Consider the following 16,142-nt stretch of genomic DNA (forward strand, 5'->3'; position numbering starts at 1 on the left):
CCGTATTGGCCTGAAGCCATGTGCAAGAGGCCGACGCGGCGTATGGCCCCGTTTGCCTTCACGCGGCCCAGTGTAGGAGCGGGTTCACCCGCGAATGCGTCGGCAAATCCACAGAGGCATTCGCGCCTTGACAGTGGCCGCACCGCCCCAGCATTATCCAGCCATATCCACGCAACGGGCTTGCCAGCATGTCCATGACCAACCACGCCATTTTCGCTTCGGGCTTCATTGCCCAGGCAGGCGTGTGCGTTGCCGTTGCCAAGAAATCCAAGAAACAGCCGCTCATCTGACCGAGGCGCGCTGTCTCGTCAGGTGGGCTGACGAGACAGAAGGCGCCAGGTATCCCTGCCCGACCACTTCGACTCTTCACCCTGCTGACGCTGACTTTCGGTCAACATCAGGAGTTATTGCATGTCGAATTTCCGTGGTATCTGGATCGCCCTCGTCACGCCCATGCGCGCCAATGAAATCGACTTCCCGGGCCTGGAAAAGCTGGTGAAGCAGCTGCTCGAAGACGGCGTGGCCGGCTTTGTGGTGTGTGGTACCACGGGGGAAGCCGCAGCGCTGTCCAAGACCGAGCAACTGGCCGTGCTGGACGCAGTGCTGGCCTGGGTTGAGCCGGGCAGGGTGGTGATGGGCCTGTCGGGTTATAACCTGAATGAGCTGCTGGCCTTCCAGGCGCAAATTCAGCAGCGTGAGATTGGTGGGCTGCTGGTCCCGGCACCTTGCTACATCCGCCCATCACAGACTGGCATCGAAGCCTTCTTCGCCACCATCGCCGATGCGGCCCGCGTGCCGGTGATCGTCTACGACATTCCCTACCGCACTGGCGTGCGCATCGAGCGGGACACCTTGCGGCGTATCGTGCGCCACCCGCGCATTGCTGCCGTGAAGGACTGCAGCGGCGACAGCGAGACCACGATGGCGCTGATCCAGGACGGCCACGCCCAGGTGCTGGCCGGTGAAGACCTGCAGATCTTCAATAACCTGTGCCTGGGTGGTGCGGGGGCCATTTCGGCTTCTGCGCATGTGCGGGCCGACCTTTACGTGCGTATGTTGCGCCAGGTCGACAGCGGCGATTGGGCAGCAGCGCGAGGCACGTTCTACCAATTGCTGCCGTGGATAAAAATGGCCTTCGCCGAGCCCAATCCGGCCGTGGTCAAGGCGGCGTTGCAGCTGCAAGACCTGATCGGCGACGAGCTGCGCGAGCCCATGCAGGCGTGCACGCAGGCAACCCGTAGCAAGCTGCAAGGCGTGCTGGCCACACTCGGCACCTGACGCGTCATCTACAGGGCGTGTTTCCTGGCCCCGGCCACACAGATGACAGCCCCCAGCGTAACGGCCAGCATCATCCAGCTGACCTGCTCGTGCAGAAGCAGCGCTGCCAGCCCAAGCCCCATGAACGGCTGCAGCAGCTGCAGTTGGCCCACTGCCGCAATGCCACCCTGCACGAGCCCTCGGTACCAGAACACAAAGCCGATCAGCATGCTGAACAATGACACGTAGCCGAAGCTGAACCACGCTGGGGCGCTGACGTTGGCGAAGGCCTCAGGCGCCGGGAAGTTGATGATCGTCAGCAGCAGCATCAACGGCAACGCTACCAGCAATGCCCAGCTGATCACTTGCCACCCCCCCAATGTCCGCGAAAGGCGCGCCCCTTCTGCATACCCCAACCCGCAAACAACAACCGCAGCCATCATCAGCAGGTCGCCCAGCGCCGACCCTTCGCCGCCATTCATCAATGCATAGCCAGCGACCAGCCCGGCTCCTGTCAGCGAGAACAACCAGAACAGTGGCCGGGGGCGCTCACCGCCGCGCAGCACCGCGAACCCAGCGGTACACAGCGGCAGGAGCCCGACAAAGACAATGGAGTGAGCAGAGGTGACATGCTGCAGGGCCAGAGCCGTCAGCAGCGGAAACCCGATAACAACGCCAAGCGCTGTCACAGCCAGTGACGTCAAGTCACCACGCCCGGGCCGCGGTTGCCGCAGCACGACCAGGAAAAGCGCACCCAACAGCGCGGCGATGGTGGCCCTGGCGCAGGTCAGAAACGTCGGCTCGAAAGCCGACACAGCCACACGGGTTGCCGGCAACGAGCCCGCAAAGATTGCAACGCCCATGAAACCGTTGATCCACCCGCTTGTTGATCTTTCCATCGGTCACTCCTTGATTGGTCGGAGGTCAGTACACCACCGACAGGCTTACCAAGGCCATGTACAATCCAGTACAGTTAAACCGAACTGTTATGTATATGAGTCCAGCACAGTTGAGGGTGGCATGAAACGCAGCGGAACGCGAATCGGAACGGTCATGGGCGAAATCCAGTCGAGGATTGCCTCTCGAACCTACACCCCTGGTGCGAGGGTTCCCTCGGTCCGCGCCATGGCGCAGACCATGCAAGTATCGGTTTCAACCGTTCTTGAGGCCTATGAGCGGCTGATGGCAGAGGGTGTCCTCAGTTCACGCCCCGGCTCCGGTTTTTACGTGGCCGGGCCGGTGGCGCCGTTGGTGTTGACTGAACTTGGCCCCAGGCTTGATCGGGCCGTCGACCCGTTGTGGATCTCGCGCCAGTCTCTGGAAACCTCCAGCGATGCGTTGAAACCCGGGTGCGGGTGGCTACCTGCCTCCTGGATGTATGAAGCAGGCATGCGCAAAGCGCTGCGAACCATCGCCCGCTCCGAAACGGTGAAACTGACGGAGTATGCTTCACCGCTTGGGTATCCGCCCCTGCGGCAGTTCCTGTCGCGACGCCTGGCAGGAACCGGGATCGAAGCGCCTCTCGAGCAGATCATGCTGACAGAGTCCGGCACCCACGCCATCGACCTGATTTGCCGTTTTTTGCTGGAGCCAGGGGACACGGTGCTGGTCGACGACCCCTGCTATTTCAACTTTCACGCCCTGTTGAAAGCACACCGGGTGAACATCGTGAGCGTACCCTACACGCCGACGGGGCCGGATATCGAGGCGTTCGGCGCTGCCCTGCGCGAGCATGCGCCTCGCTTGTACATAACCAATTCCGGCATCCACAACCCGACCGGCGCCAGTTTGTCCCCGGTCACGGCACACAGGTTGCTGAAGCTGGCCGACAGCTCCAGCCTGGTGATTGTAGAGGACGATATCTTCGGGGATTTCGAGACTACGCCCGCGCCACGGTTGTCCGCCTTCGATGGCCTGTCGCGTGTCATCCAGATAGGCAGCTTCTCCAAGACCATCTCCGCTTCGATTCGCTGCGGCTACATCGCTGCGCGTAGTGAATGGATCGAGAGCCTGGTCGACCTGAAGATTGCGACGACTTTCGGGGGCGGTCGCTTGGCTGCGGATGTCATCCATTTGGCGATTACTGATAGCGGCTACCGAAAGCACATGGAAAGTGTGCGCCTTCGGTTAGCCGAGGAAATGGAGCGCACGGTCGCGAGGCTTCGGGCGATAGGTATCAAGCCCTGGATGATTCCCCAGGCGGGCATGTACGTGTGGTGCCAGCTCCCTCAGGGCAAGGAGGCGGCAACGCTGGCCAGGGCGTGCCTGAATGAAGGTGTAGTGCTGGCGCCCGGGAATGCCTTTAGCCGGTCCATGACGGCGGGAGATTTCCTCCGTTTCAACGTGGCTCAATCGGGTGACGCCCGAATCTACGAAGTGTTGAAGCGTGCACTGGGCGGTTAAACGCGAGCGCCATGCAGGCCACACCCTTCAAATGGACTGTAATGGACTCAAGACTCTGGGGCCGCTGCGCAGCCCATCGTCGGCAAGCCTGCTTGCGCACCGAATGCGGCGGGCTTATGGGTAGTGAACTGTGCTTTTCTACTGGCACGGGTTTCTTTAGGGATGCTCAGGGAGTAGCCTCGGCACACTATCCAATAGAATTTCCATTGCCATGTCAGACGGTTTCGCTGATTTACCCTCGCTAAATGCGTTGCGAGTTTTTGAAGTGGTGGCCCGTCACCTGAACTTCCGTGTGGCGGCCGAGGAACTGGGCGTGACCCAGGCGGCAGTTGCCCAGCAGATACGCGGGCTGGAAGCGAGCCTGGATTTGCGTTTGTTCGAACGTCTACCCCGTGGCCTGGCGTTGACCGATGCAGGGCACAGCTACAGTGGCAGCATTCGCAGTGCACTCGCCATGATCGACGAGGCAACACGCCTGCTCAGGCCGCAGGCTGCCCACCTGACGGTCAGCGTGACGCCTTCCTTTGCTTCGAAATGGCTGATTCCCAGGCTCGGCAGCTTTGCGCAGCGTTATCCAGATATCGATTTGCGTGTGCTGGCAACCGACCGGCTATCTCACTTCAGCACCGATGGTGTAGACATCGCTGTTCGCTACGGCAAACCCGACTTCGGCGCGGGTTTGAACAGCGAGTTGCTGATGGAGCAGCGCATCGTTGCTGTTGCCAGCCCACGGTTGTTTGAAGGAGGCGAAATGCCTGCCAGCTTTGAGCAGCTTCAGGATTTCATCATGCTTCACGATGCCCATAACTTCTGGCCTCAGTTTCTTGCAGACCTATTCCCGCAGCACGCGCAACCTACGGCCAGAAACCTGCGCTTCAACCAGACCTCACTGGCCATTGATGCAGCCATCAGTGGTCAAGGCATTGCCCTGGCCAGCCTCGCGTTTGTCGGTGCCGACATCGCCGCAGGCCGGCTGATTCAGGTGTTTACCCAACAGCTCAGGCTCGACAAATCGTTTTACCTGGTTTGGCCGCGCAAGATGAAACAGTCTGAATCATTAGGCGTTGTCCAGAATTGGCTCAAGCAACAAGCTGCCGATAGCTAACCTACTGGCACAGTAAAGGTTAGCTGTCTCCCTCGCCACTGGGGCTGCTGTTACGGTGAATGCCACCTGAGCACATTCCCCAAGAGGCCCCATCACCATGAAAACACTGATCGTTCATGCTCACCCAGAACCACGCTCATTCAACGGGGCGCTGACGTCATTGGCTGTGAGCACCCTGGAAGGCCTGGGGTACCAGGTGCAAGTCAGTGACCTTTATGCCTTGGGCTGGAGCCCTGTACTGGATGCAAGCGCATTTGCGGAGCTGCCCGAAGACGGCTTCTTCGACCCAGCCAAAGCGCAGGAGCAGGCTCACAAGGCGGGCACGACGAGCCATGAAGTGGCGCTGGAACAGAACAAGGTCAAGGAAGCAGACCTGATCATCTTCCAGTTCCCGCTTTGGTGGTTCTCGATGCCGGCCATTCTGAAAGGTTGGGTAGACCGTGTTTTCAGCCGGGGCTTTGCCTATGCGGCGGGGCGCAAATACGACACCGGCCTCATGGCTGGCAAGCGAGCGATGCTCAGCCTGACCACGGGCACGGCGAGCTCTCTGTACAGCCCCAATGGCATTGATGGCGACCTGCATCACATTCTTTGGCCGATTCATAATGGCATCCTGGCGTACACCGGTTTTACAGTGTTACCGCCTTTTACGGCATGGATGCCGGCCGTGGTTACGGCCGAGCAGCGTGAGCAGTACCTGCAAGACTATGCGAAGCGGCTCTATCAGCTGAACGACATCGAGCCGTTGTATTTCCACCCACGGCAGGACTACGACGCGCATCAGCAGCTCAAGCCAGGTGTATTGGCCCGCTCCGGCGTGCAGTGGAATCCACATGCAGATCAGACATTCGAAGCGTCTGCATCCGCATTTGACGCGGCAATGAAGGGTCGAGCTTGAAAGCGCGTTCGAACATGCACATACAAGGGGCTTCAATGAAAGGTTACTGGATTATTCTGGGCACTGCTGTAACCGACCATGAGGCTCAGCAGGAGTATGGCCGGTTGTGGGCGCCAATCGCCGAGCAGTATGGCGCCAGGCTTAAAGTCCTGGATTCGGCGGCGCTAGTGGAGGCGCATACCAGCACGCGTGTGCTGGCGGTCGAGTTCGACAGTTACGCCCAGGCCAAGGCGTGCTATGCCGACCCGGCGTATTCGCAAGCGAAAGCGGTGGCATTGCGCGCCTATCGTCGTGAGGTGCTCATTATCGAGGGTGATTTGGGCTGAACGGGTGTCCGGGTGCTTGACGGCCGATACAGGTGGAACGCAGACAATGACATCGCACGGCCGTCAGCCAAACGGTCATGGCTATTTGCCTGGGGAGGGCTATCGTTGCCTGTCTGGGCAACGACTACCGATCGAGGGTAGAGCCATGAACACCAGTGACTTACTCGAACAGCTACTTCGCGCCGGTCAGCGTTCGCAAGCGCAACAAGGCAGCGGCGGTATGCCCCCGCAAGATGGCCTGCGTGGTTTGGGCGGCTTGTTGGGCGGCCTGCTCGGTGGGGGGAGTGCAGCGGGCGGCGGCAATGGCCTTGGTGGCTTGCTGGGCGGCCTGCTGGGGGCGGGTGGCAGTGGCAGCGCCGCCCGCCCTGGCCAGGGGCGCACCGCAGGTGGCATCAATTATGCGGCGCTGGCGTCGCTGGGCATGATGGCGTTCCAGGCCTATCAAAGCTGGCAGCGCAGCCAGGCAGCAGCCCCGCAACAGGCGCTGCGTACAGTCGATCAATTGTCCGGCCCCGAGGCTGAAGACCACAGCCATGCCATCTTGCGTGCGCTGATTGCCGCCGCCAAGGCTGACGGGCGCATCGACCCGCAGGAAGAGCAGTTGATCTACGCAGAAATCAAGCGCCACGCCGGCGACCCGCAACTGCAGCAATGGCTGGATGAAGAGGTCAGCAAGCCCCTCGATGCTGCCGAAGTGGCGCAGTCGGCCCGGGACCCGGCGATGGCTGCGGAAATGTACCTGGCCAGCGTCATGTTGGTGGATGACCAGCAGGACGCCGAGCGGGCTTACCTTGACGAACTGGCCAGTGCACTGCAAATCGACCCGACGTTGCAGGTGCACCTGGAGCAGCAGGCCAGGGGCACCGCTTGACGGGCGCGAATGCACAAGAGGCTGGCTTGTCATTTGCGCAGGCTTGAGGCAGGGTCGATACCACAGACATCCCTGGCGAAGGAATCACCCCATGTCGAAGCTCTATCCCGGTATTGATCCTGAGGGCCTGATCGAGTACTCGGTGGTCTACACCGACCGCTCGCTCAACCACATGTCGCAGGCATTTCAGGGGGTAATGAGGAACATCTCCAGCACCCTGAAACAGGTCTACAACGCCCAGGCTGTTGCGGTGGTGCCTGGCAGCGGTACGTTCGGTATGGAGGCAGTGGCGCGGCAGTTTGCCACCGGCCAGCAGTGCCTGGTGATCCGCAACGGCTGGTTCAGTTACCGCTGGAGCCAGATCCTCGAAATGGGCAATATCCCGGCCGCCACCACGGTGCTGAAAGCGCGACCGGTCGAAGCCGGGCGCCAGGCGGCCTACGCGCCACCCCCTCTGGATGAAGTGCTGGCGGCCATTCAGGCACACAAACCGCAGATCGTCTTCGCCCCCCATGTGGAAACCTCATCCGGGATCATCCTGCCCGACGATTACCTGCGCGCCGTGGGCGACGCGGTGCATGCGGTGGGCGGCCTGTTCGTGCTCGACTGCATCGCCTCGGGCACGCTGTGGGTCGACATGCACAAGTGCGCGGTCGACCTGCTGATCAGCGCACCACAGAAGGGCTGGAGCGCTTCCCCTTGCTGCGCCCTGGTGATGTTCAGCGCCCTGGCCCTGGAGCGCATCGAGCACACGCACAGCAGCAGCTTTGCCTGCGACCTGAAAAAGTGGCTGCAGATCATGCAGGCCTACGAGCAGGGCGGGCATGCCTACCATGCGACCATGCCCAGCGATGCGCTGGCGCGTTTCAACGACGTAATGAACGAGATGCAGGCCTACGGCTTCGACAAAGTCCGCAGCGAACAACAGGCCCTGGGTGATCAGGTGCGCGCCATGCTGACCGGCAAAGGCATCAAGAGCGTGGCCGCAGCCGGCTTTCAGGCCCCGGGCGTGGTGGTGAGCTACACCGATGATGCCGACATCAAGACCGGCAGAAAATTTGCCGAACACGGCCTGCAGATTGCTGCCGGCGTGCCGTTGCAATGTGACGAGCCGGCCGACTTCCAGACGTTCCGCATCGGTCTGTTCGGGCTGGAAAAGTTGCACAACATCGAGCGCACGGTCAGCACGCTCGAGCAGGCCCTGAATGAGGTGATAGTGCAGCGCTAACCTGGCCCAATGTAGGAGCGGGTTCACCCGCGAATGCGATGGTGATTCAACCGCCGCATTCGCGGGTAAACCCGCTCCTACAACAATCACGCGGCCTTGGCTTCTCCGATCAGGATGTCTTCAAAAAACGCCCCGACCGGCTCGCTCGGGTGGCACAGCTGTACTTCCAGCACCCACACCACCTCGCTCGGAACAAACTCCACCTCGGCCAGTTTCTCCTGGCTGTACAGCACATGCGGGAAATCGGCGATGCGATGCCCGGCCAGGTTGCGCTCCAGCTGCCAGCCCCGGTCCTGGGCGCTGCGCTCGGCAAAGTCATACAGCTCGCGCCCGGTCAGCCCTCGGCTCCAGGCCTGGCGGGTTTCGTCGAACACTTCATGCAGGGCCTTGACGCAGGCGTGATGCAGGGGGTGCTGGCCAAACACGAAGGTGTCACCGTAGTCGCCTTCATAGCCATCCCAGACCGGGCCAACGTCGACCACGACAATATCTGTAGTACGTAATACACGCTGCAGATCAATACCTTGCCGCGGTGTACGCACGGTGTCGTCGCCAAAGCGGATGTAGGTCGGGTGCCAGGTGTGCGACGCACCCATTGCCTGCAAGGTGTGGGCAGCCATCTCCAGCGCCTGGGCGGTGGTCATGCCGACCTGTAGCTGGCTGGCGATCGCGGCCACGGCGCGCACCGACTGTTCGCGGGCCGCGAGCATGCCATCCAGCGAGTAACGGGGGCCGACCTTTTCCAGCTCGGGGTGCAAGGGGCTGGCAGTGGCAGCGTGTGGTGTGAGGGCGCCGCTGGCCACGAAGGCCTCGGCGACAAAACGGTGCGGTTGCACACCGGCTGCCAGGCACTGCTCGCGCACCTGAGTGATCATGCTGGCATTGCCGCAGGCGTAGACCTGCGTATCGGCCCATTGATGTACCTGGGCCAGCGCCACGTGCTGCACGCGAGCCTGAGCTGAGAGCACCGGGTGCCAGCGAAAGCGCGGGTGCGTAAGGCTGGCCTGGTCGAGGAACGCACTGTCATACCAGTCTGCGGTTGTCGAGCCGCCCCAGTACAACGTGACCTCGGCATCGCCGGCCAGGGCCGTCAGCAGCAAGGGCTTGATGCCGGCATAGCCAGTGCCGGTGGCGAACAACACCAGCGGGCGCGGGGCTTCGTGCTGCCAGGTACAGGCACCCAGCGGGCCTTCGAGTTGTACCGAGTCGCCTGCTTGCAGGGCAGGCAGCACGCCTTCGCTGAACAGGCCGCCGCTGACCGTGCGAATATGAAACACCAGCCGCCCCTGGTCCTGTGCCGGCAGGTTGGCAACAGAGAAGCAGCGGCTGTCACCCTTGCCGAGCAGGAAGCGGACGTATTGCCCGGCGCGTACGTCCAGCGGCTGGGCAGGCTGCAGCACCAGTTCGACGATATCTGCACTCAGCGCGCGCTTGCTGTGTACCTGCGCTTCGAACTGCAGGGCCGGGGCATCCAGTGACCAGCCGGGTATCTCCAGGCGCATGTCGCTGCAGGCGTGGCTCTGGCACAGCAGCATTTCATCGGCGGCCAAGGGGTAGGAGGGCGCTGGCGTGTCGGCATCGCGCTGCTTGTCCTGGTACTGCCCCGACACCACCTTGACCTTGCACGAGCCGCAGGCGCCGCGGCGGCAAGAGAACGGAACCGGCAGGCCACTGGCGAGCATGGCATCGAGCAGCAATTGCTGGCTGGCGTGGAAGGTTTTGCCCGAAGGCGACAACTCAATGACATGGCGGCTTTGCATGAACACCTCGGGGCGATTGGAGGTTCGATTGTTGCTATAGTCCAGGACCAGCAGAACCTCCAGTTTTGGATACTTCACATGGTCCAGCTACGCAAATGGCAACCGCTGCTCAGGCTTGAGGGCACGCAGGCGTCGTACCGGCAGATTGTCGAAGCGTTGGTGGCGGCGATCACCGAGGGTCGCCTGCGCCCCGGCACGCCGTTGCCGGGTACAAGGGAAATGGCCCAGCTGCTGAACGTCAATCGCAAGACGGTGATCCTGGCCTACGAGGAAGCCGAAACCAAAGGCTGGCTGCAAAGCGTGCAGCTCCGCGGCACCTTCGTCAGCCAGCAACTGGCGCCGGGTAGCCAGGCTGCGCCAGCGACCGTGCGGCCCTTCGCCCTGGCCCTGCCAGAAGAACCCGCCGTGGCCTACTTCGCGGCGAACGAGCAGGCGGCAGCCTGGCAAGGTCGCCCGGGTGCATTGTTTTTCGACAACGGCGCCTGTGACCACCGGCTGTTGCCCCAAACCGTGCTGCACCGCTATTACCGCAACGCCTTGCGCAGCAGTTTCACCAGCAACAGCGTGCGCCACGGCAGCGAATGCAGCAGCCATTACCTGCGCACGGCCTTGGCTGACATGTTGCGGCACAACCGCAGCCTGAACATTGGCGCCGAGCATATCTGCCTGACCCAAGGGGTGCAGATGTCGCTGTCGCTGGTTGCCAGCGTGTTGCTAAAGCCGGGTGATGTGGTGCTGGTTGAGCGCCTGAGCTATCCGCCGGCATGGGAGATCTTCCGCCAGTCGGGTGCCACGCTGGTCACCGTGGACCTGGACCACGAGGGCTGCCGGGTCGATCACATCGCGGCCCTGTGCCGGCAGCACAAGGTACGGATGATGTACATCACGCCACATCACCAGTTCCCGACCACGGTCAGCCTGCCCGCCGGGCGCCGGCAGCAGTTGCTGGAGCTGGCGCGCCAGCATGGGTTCTGCGTGGTCGAGGAAGACTACGACTACGAGTACCACTTTGCCGGGCGGCCCTATCTGCCGCTGGCCAGCGACCGCCAGCAGCGGCATGTGATTTACATCGGCACAATGTCCAAGCCCTTGGGCAGTACCTTTCGCTGCAGCTATATCGTGGCACCGCCGGAGGTGATAGCGGTGCTGGAGCGCCGGGCAACGCTGACCCTGGGGCAGGGGGATGCGGTGATGCAGCGAATGCTCGCCGACTTGATCAATGAGGGTGAACTGAAGAAGCACTTGCGCCGGGTCAACCGCGAGTACCGGCGGCGCCGCGAGACCTTGCTGGCGTGTTTGCATGAGGCGTTTGGCGAGCAGATCAGCGTGCGTGAGCCGGAAGGCGGGCTGGCGTTGTGGGTGAGGTTCGCCGATTCGATCAATGTGGATCTGCTGGTCGATAACGCCTTGGCGCTGGACCTGGTGGTGCGCAGTGGGCGGCAGTTTTCACCGTTCGGTCATGCCGAGAATGCCTTGCGCCTGGGCTTTGCTTCGCTGGATACGGATGAGATCCGCCAGGCAACCCAGCGCCTGGCGCTTGCGGCGCGGGCGGTATGTTCGGGGTGAAATAGAAGCTCCCAGCCAAGCGGTGGCCCTGTGGGAGCGGCTTCAGCCGCGAAGAATCCAACGCGGTGCATGGCACCGGCTGCGCCGGTGTTCGCGGCTAAAGCCGCTCCCACAGGTACAGTGTTGACTCGAAGCCAGCGCAGTCCCTGTGGGAGCGGGCAGGCCCGCGAACACCGGCAACGCCGGTGCCATCCTCTGCGTCGTCTGTTTCGCGGGCGCGCCCGCTCCCACAGGGATTGTGCGACCCTTCAAATTTTGAACAAGACAGTTGCTCGCACATAGCGCCGCAACAGTATTAGCGGCGCCACACCTGGCCTTGCTCGCTGACCACCCAAGGCCTGTCAGCCGCATCGACCAGCACCCCACCCACCCAACGCTGTGCCGGGCGGTGATCAAGCCAGTGCTGCTCGCCTGCCAACACCTGTTCAGCCAGTGCGGTCAGCCGCAACGGCCGTTGCGCCCAGGCCTCACCTGCGCCTTCCAACAGCAGTGGCTGCGGCGCATGGATCAACGGCTGCAGCAGGACACGGAACATCATGTCGCCCAGACAAGGCAGCGGGTCGTCCTGCATCATCAGCTGGCCAAACACTCGCCCGGCCGGCAGCTCACCGCGTGAGGCCAGCACGCGCAATAGCAGGCGCTCGGTCAGGCTCAGGCCATCGTTAGCGCCAGGCAACTCCTGCAACTGACGCGCCAGTGCCCGCCCCAGCAGCGGCAACGCCGGGTGCTGGCGGCCAGCAAGGTCAGCCCAGGCCTGCGGATCGGCTGCGGTGTAGGCTGCCCATGCCTGGCGTGCCAGGGCCAGTGCATCCTCGCCCAGTGCGCGACGCTGCGGCCACAGCCAGGCCAGCAGGTCGGGGGCCAGTTGGCCGATGCCGATGAAGCGCTCGATACCCGGTACCTGGTCAATTTCGATCAGCTCCAGCCGGCGCGGCAGGCTGGGCAGGCTGGCGAGCACGCGGATCAGGAACAACTGGTCGTAAGCGTCGGCCTCGCACCACAGCACCAGCTGGCTGTCGCCATTCAAGCTGGCCAGTGCCTCCTGCTGTGCTGTCTGGCGAGCGGCAACTTCTGCGGCGTCAAGGTTGAACGCCTGCTGTACATAGGCCCCGCGTACTTGCCAGTACTGTTGCTCGGGCAGCGCCGGTACCGGGCCCATGACCATGGGGTCGTCGAACGTCTGGAAGGCGCCGGCAAAGCCGGCAGTGCGCAAGCTGTGGGCGATGTCGTTGCCGCAACGCCAATGCTGCACGGCCGCCTCGCCGTCGGCGGCGAACCCGGGGTGGCGTGCGGCAAACGCCACGGCATCGGCATGCGCCTTCAGCCTCGGCCAACTGGCAAAGCCGGCCTCGCGGGCCACCAGCCATTGGGTGTCGGCAAGCCGGTAATCGGGGCCGGGCAGGCCAAGGGTGCGCAGTTGTTCGCGGGCGTCATCGGCCTGGTGGTTTTTCAGGGCACTCAGCAAACGCTTGGCGCGTTTGCGCAAGGCGGGCAGATCGAGCAGGCCGTGGTGGCGGGATGCATTGATGGCGGGCATGCCAACTCCTTTGGGGCTCGGTCCGCCGACAAGCCGGGAGCTGGTATGAAAATGTGTTGTCGCATGGCTCGGGCAACCCCTTCGCGCGGACCGCAGGCGCAGCCAGCACCCAGGCCCCGACTTTAACGGTGCAGCGCCCCGGGTTGCAAACGATAGTTTTCCCATGGGCTGCCCGGCGCCTTATAGTGGCGGGCTTTACTCCATTGAAGTCAAAGGAATGACCCGCATGCGCGTACGTACCCTGCTTGCAGCCATCAGTACCAGTTTGTCGCTGACGGCGGCCTTGGCCGCGCCAAGCCAGCCAGCGCCTGTGGCGGGTGAGCGTATTTCGGTAACGGTCGAGGGCACCGGGCCGGACGTGATCCTGATCCCCGGGCTGGCCTCATCACCGCAGGTATGGGCAGGGCTTGCCAGCACCCTGCGCCAGCAGCACCGCCTGCACCTGGTGCAGGTCGCCGGCTTTGCCGGTGCACCTGCCGTGCCCGCAGTGGACGGGCGCGTGGTTGCCCCGGTGGCCGAGGCGGTCGCGGACTATATCCAAAGCCAGCACCTGAAGGCGCCAGCCATCATCGGCCACTCGCTGGGCGGCGAGGTGGCGCTGATGCTGGGTGCACGCCATCCGCAGCGGGCAGGGCGGCTGATGGTGGTCGATGCGCTGCCGTTCTACACCTTGCTGATCAACCCTGCGGCCACTGCCGAAGCCGCGGCACCGCACGCTGCGCAGTTCCGTGATGCAATGCTGGCCGCGCCGGCCGAGCAGGCCGAAGCGATGCAGCGCACGGCCATCGACCGGCTGGCCAAGACTGCAGCGGCCAGGCCTGCCCTGGTAGAAGCGGCCCTGCGTTCGGACCGCAGGACGGTCGCCGATGCCACCTATGAACTGATGACCACCGACCTGCGCCCGGAGCTTGGCCGTATCCAGGTGCCAGTAGAGGTCGTGTATGCCTATGACCCTTTGTATGGCATGCCCCCTGCCAGCGTTGATACGACCTTCCGTGGCGCTTATACCGGTACGCCGGATATCCGGTTCAAGCGTGTCGATGGCAGCTTCCATTTCGTCATGCTGGACCAGCCGCAGGCGTTCGCCGAGGCGGTTACCGAGTTCCTTGAGCGATGACATTACCCTGGTCCTTGTAGGAGCGGCTTTAGCCGCGAACACCGGCGCAGCCGGTGCCATCCACCGCGTCGCCTGTTTCGCGGGTAAACCCGCTCCTACATTCGGCAACATCCGTGCGGTAACCGCCCACAAGCACTATCCGCCACCTCAAGCCTGCGCCAGCCCCTCCGATAGCAGCACACCCACCGTCGAATCATCGACCAGAAGTGGTGCCAACAAGGAGTACTGCCCGCATGCTTGCCAACCTCAAGATCCGCACCGGAATGTTCTGGGTGTTGTCGCTGTTCAGCCTGACCTTGCTGTTTTCCACCTTCAGTGCCTGGCGGGCAGCCGTGGGCAGCGACCAGCAGATCACCGAACTGGACCAGACCGCACACCAGTCGGACCGGTTGAACAATGCGTTGCTGATGGCCATTCGTGCCAGCGCCAACGTGTCCTCGGGCTTCATCGAGCAACTGGGCGGCCATGACGACAGCGCAGCCAAGCGCATGGCGCTGTCGGTCGAGCTGAACGACAAGAGCCAGCAACTGGTCGCCGAGTTTGTCGAAAACGCCCGCGAGCCAGCCCTGCGCAACTTGGCTACCGAGTTGCAGGCTACCTTCTCCGAGTATGCCAGGGCAGTAGCGGGGCAGCGTGAGGCCACCCGCCAGCGCTCGCTGGAACAGTACTTCAAGGTCAACGGCGATGCCGGCAATGCCATGGGCCGGTTGCAGGCGCTGCGCCAGCAACTGGTTGGCCAACTGGGCGAGCGCGGCCAGCAGATTATGCTGGAGTCCGACCGCCGCCTGGCCCGGGCGCAATTGCTCAGCCTGGGCCTGCTGGCTGTGACCTTGGCCCTGGCGGTGTTGTGCTGGGCCTTCATTGCCCAGCGTGTGCTGCATCCGTTGCGCGAGGCTGGTAAGCACTTCCAGCGCATTGCCAGTGGCGACCTGAGCGTGCCGGTGCACGCGCAAGGCAGCAACGAGATCGGCCAACTGTTCCATGAGTTGCAGCGCATGCAGCACAGCCAGCGCGATACCTTGGGCCAGATCAGCAGCTGTGCCCGGCAGCTGGACGCAGCCGCCACCGCGTTGAACACGGTGACAGAAGAAAGCGCCAACAACCTGCGCCAGCAGGGCCTGGAACTGGAGCAGGCAGCCACTGCCGTGACCGAAATGACCACCGCCGTGGAAGAGGTTGCACGTAACGCCATCACCACCTCGCAGACCACCAGCGAATCGAACCAGCTGGCCGCGCAAAGCCGTCGCCAGGTCAGCGACAACATCGATGGCACCGAGGCCATGACCCGCGAGATCCAGACCAGCAGTACCCATCTGCAGCAGTTGGTGGGGCAGGTGCGGGATATCGGCAAAGTGCTGGAAGTGATCCGCTCGGTGTCCGAGCAGACCAACCTGCTGGCACTCAATGCCGCCATCGAGGCTGCCCGTGCCGGTGAGGCCGGGCGCGGCTTTGCGGTGGTGGCCGATGAGGTGCGCACGCTGGCCTACCGCACGCAACAGTCGACCCAGGAGATCGAACAGATGATCGGCCGCGTGCAGGCCGGTACTGAAGCGGCAGTGGCCTCAATGCAAGCCAGCACCAACCGCGCCCAGTCGACCCTGGACGTGACCCTGGCCTCGGGGCAGGTGCTGGAGGGCATCTACAGTGCGATCGGCGAAATCAACGAGCGCAACCTGGTCATCGCCAGTGCGGCCGAAGAGCAGGCTCAGGTGGCACGGGAGGTGGACCGCAACCTGTTGAACATCCGCGAGTTGTCGAACCATTCGGCGGCCGGGGCGCAACAGACCAGCGAGGCGAGCAGGGCATTGTCGGGGTTGGTGGGCGAGATGACGGCGTTGGTAGGAAAGTTCAGGGTTTGAAGCGCGCCCGGCAAACAAAGTGTGTATCAAGACAAGATGAAACTTATTTAAACCTTGTTCGGGAGGTTGACTTTGATACTACGCTTGCATAAGGTTTGCTCGCCCTAACAAAAGGGCCTTTTTTCCCATCACTGAAGAATTCAATGGACACAGTATCTAGTCGCTGCCTGACCCTCGCCGCATGGCCGGGTCAGGTACTTGAACCGGAACACCGG

The 16,142-nt window shown here is 62.8% G+C and carries 13 protein-coding genes; 10 read left to right on the forward strand and 3 right to left on the reverse strand.

Features of this window, described 5'->3' with window-relative positions; genetic code table 11:
• Positions 1-411 precede the first annotated feature (411 nt).
• Positions 412-1,278 (forward strand): 4-hydroxy-tetrahydrodipicolinate synthase, encoded by an 867-nt coding sequence (dapA, locus tag IAE39_RS19225; protein ID WP_201205450.1) that lies wholly within the window; start codon positions 412-414, stop codon positions 1,276-1,278.
• An 8-nt stretch (positions 1,279-1,286) separates the two neighbouring features.
• On the opposite strand, the gene IAE39_RS19230 is transcribed toward dapA, so the two are convergent.
• Positions 1,287-2,156, reverse strand: coding sequence for a DMT family transporter (locus tag IAE39_RS19230; protein ID WP_201205452.1), 870 nt, complete (start codon positions 2,154-2,156; stop codon positions 1,287-1,289).
• 121 nt (positions 2,157-2,277) lie between these two features.
• Between IAE39_RS19230 and IAE39_RS19235 the strand changes: the two genes are divergently transcribed.
• The 6 genes from IAE39_RS19235 (at position 2,278) to IAE39_RS19260 (ending at position 8,088) form a co-directional block, all read left to right on the forward strand.
• Positions 2,278-3,660 (forward strand): aminotransferase-like domain-containing protein, encoded by a 1,383-nt coding sequence (locus tag IAE39_RS19235; RefSeq protein ID WP_201205454.1) that lies wholly within the window; start codon positions 2,278-2,280, stop codon positions 3,658-3,660.
• Between the two features lie 211 nt (positions 3,661-3,871).
• Positions 3,872-4,765 carry a LysR substrate-binding domain-containing protein gene (locus IAE39_RS19240; protein WP_201205456.1) on the forward strand — a complete coding sequence of 298 codons (894 nt, stop codon included), beginning with the start codon at positions 3,872-3,874 and terminating at the stop codon, positions 4,763-4,765.
• Positions 4,766-4,862: 97 nt separating this feature from the next.
• Complete coding sequence (locus IAE39_RS19245; RefSeq protein ID WP_201205457.1) at positions 4,863-5,663, forward strand: NAD(P)H-dependent oxidoreductase; 801 nt, start codon at positions 4,863-4,865, stop codon at positions 5,661-5,663.
• 35 nt (positions 5,664-5,698) lie between these two features.
• Positions 5,699-5,989 carry a DUF1330 domain-containing protein gene (locus IAE39_RS19250; RefSeq protein WP_201205459.1) on the forward strand — a complete coding sequence of 97 codons (291 nt, stop codon included), beginning with the start codon at positions 5,699-5,701 and terminating at the stop codon, positions 5,987-5,989.
• Positions 5,990-6,134: 145 nt separating this feature from the next.
• Complete coding sequence (locus tag IAE39_RS19255; protein WP_201205461.1) at positions 6,135-6,860, forward strand: tellurite resistance TerB family protein; 726 nt, start codon at positions 6,135-6,137, stop codon at positions 6,858-6,860.
• Between the two features lie 91 nt (positions 6,861-6,951).
• On the forward strand, positions 6,952-8,088 hold the full coding sequence (locus tag IAE39_RS19260) for an aminotransferase class V-fold PLP-dependent enzyme (RefSeq protein WP_201205464.1): 1,137 nt from the start codon (positions 6,952-6,954) through the stop codon (positions 8,086-8,088).
• A gap of 86 nt (positions 8,089-8,174) precedes the next feature.
• Here IAE39_RS19260 and IAE39_RS19265 read toward each other — a convergent pair whose 3' ends face one another.
• On the reverse strand, positions 8,175-9,926 hold the full coding sequence (locus IAE39_RS19265) for a M24 family metallopeptidase (protein WP_201205466.1): 1,752 nt from the start codon (positions 9,924-9,926) through the stop codon (positions 8,175-8,177).
• On the opposite strand from IAE39_RS19265, the gene pdxR reads away from it, so the two are divergent.
• Positions 9,927-11,414 carry a MocR-like pyridoxine biosynthesis transcription factor PdxR gene (gene pdxR, locus IAE39_RS19270; RefSeq protein WP_201205468.1) on the forward strand — a complete coding sequence of 496 codons (1,488 nt, stop codon included), beginning with the start codon at positions 9,927-9,929 and terminating at the stop codon, positions 11,412-11,414.
• 295 nt (positions 11,415-11,709) lie between these two features.
• Here pdxR and IAE39_RS19275 read toward each other — a convergent pair whose 3' ends face one another.
• Positions 11,710-12,951: a DUF1835 domain-containing protein gene (locus IAE39_RS19275; RefSeq protein WP_201205470.1), complete on the reverse strand. Its 1,242-nt coding sequence runs from the start codon at positions 12,949-12,951 to the stop codon at positions 11,710-11,712.
• Positions 12,952-13,177: 226 nt separating this feature from the next.
• Here IAE39_RS19275 and IAE39_RS19280 point away from each other — a divergent pair, with 226 nt between their 5' ends.
• A complete protein-coding gene (locus IAE39_RS19280) occupies positions 13,178-14,068 on the forward strand; it encodes an alpha/beta fold hydrolase (protein ID WP_201205472.1) in 891 nt (296 codons plus the stop codon).
• Between the two features lie 233 nt (positions 14,069-14,301).
• Complete coding sequence (locus IAE39_RS19285) at positions 14,302-15,927, forward strand: methyl-accepting chemotaxis protein (protein ID WP_201205474.1); 1,626 nt, start codon at positions 14,302-14,304, stop codon at positions 15,925-15,927.
• Positions 15,928-16,142: the final 215 nt, after the last annotated feature.

Source organism: Pseudomonas sp. S37, from assembly GCF_016658545.1.
Taxonomy (GTDB): Bacteria; Pseudomonadota; Gammaproteobacteria; order Pseudomonadales; family Pseudomonadaceae; genus Aquipseudomonas.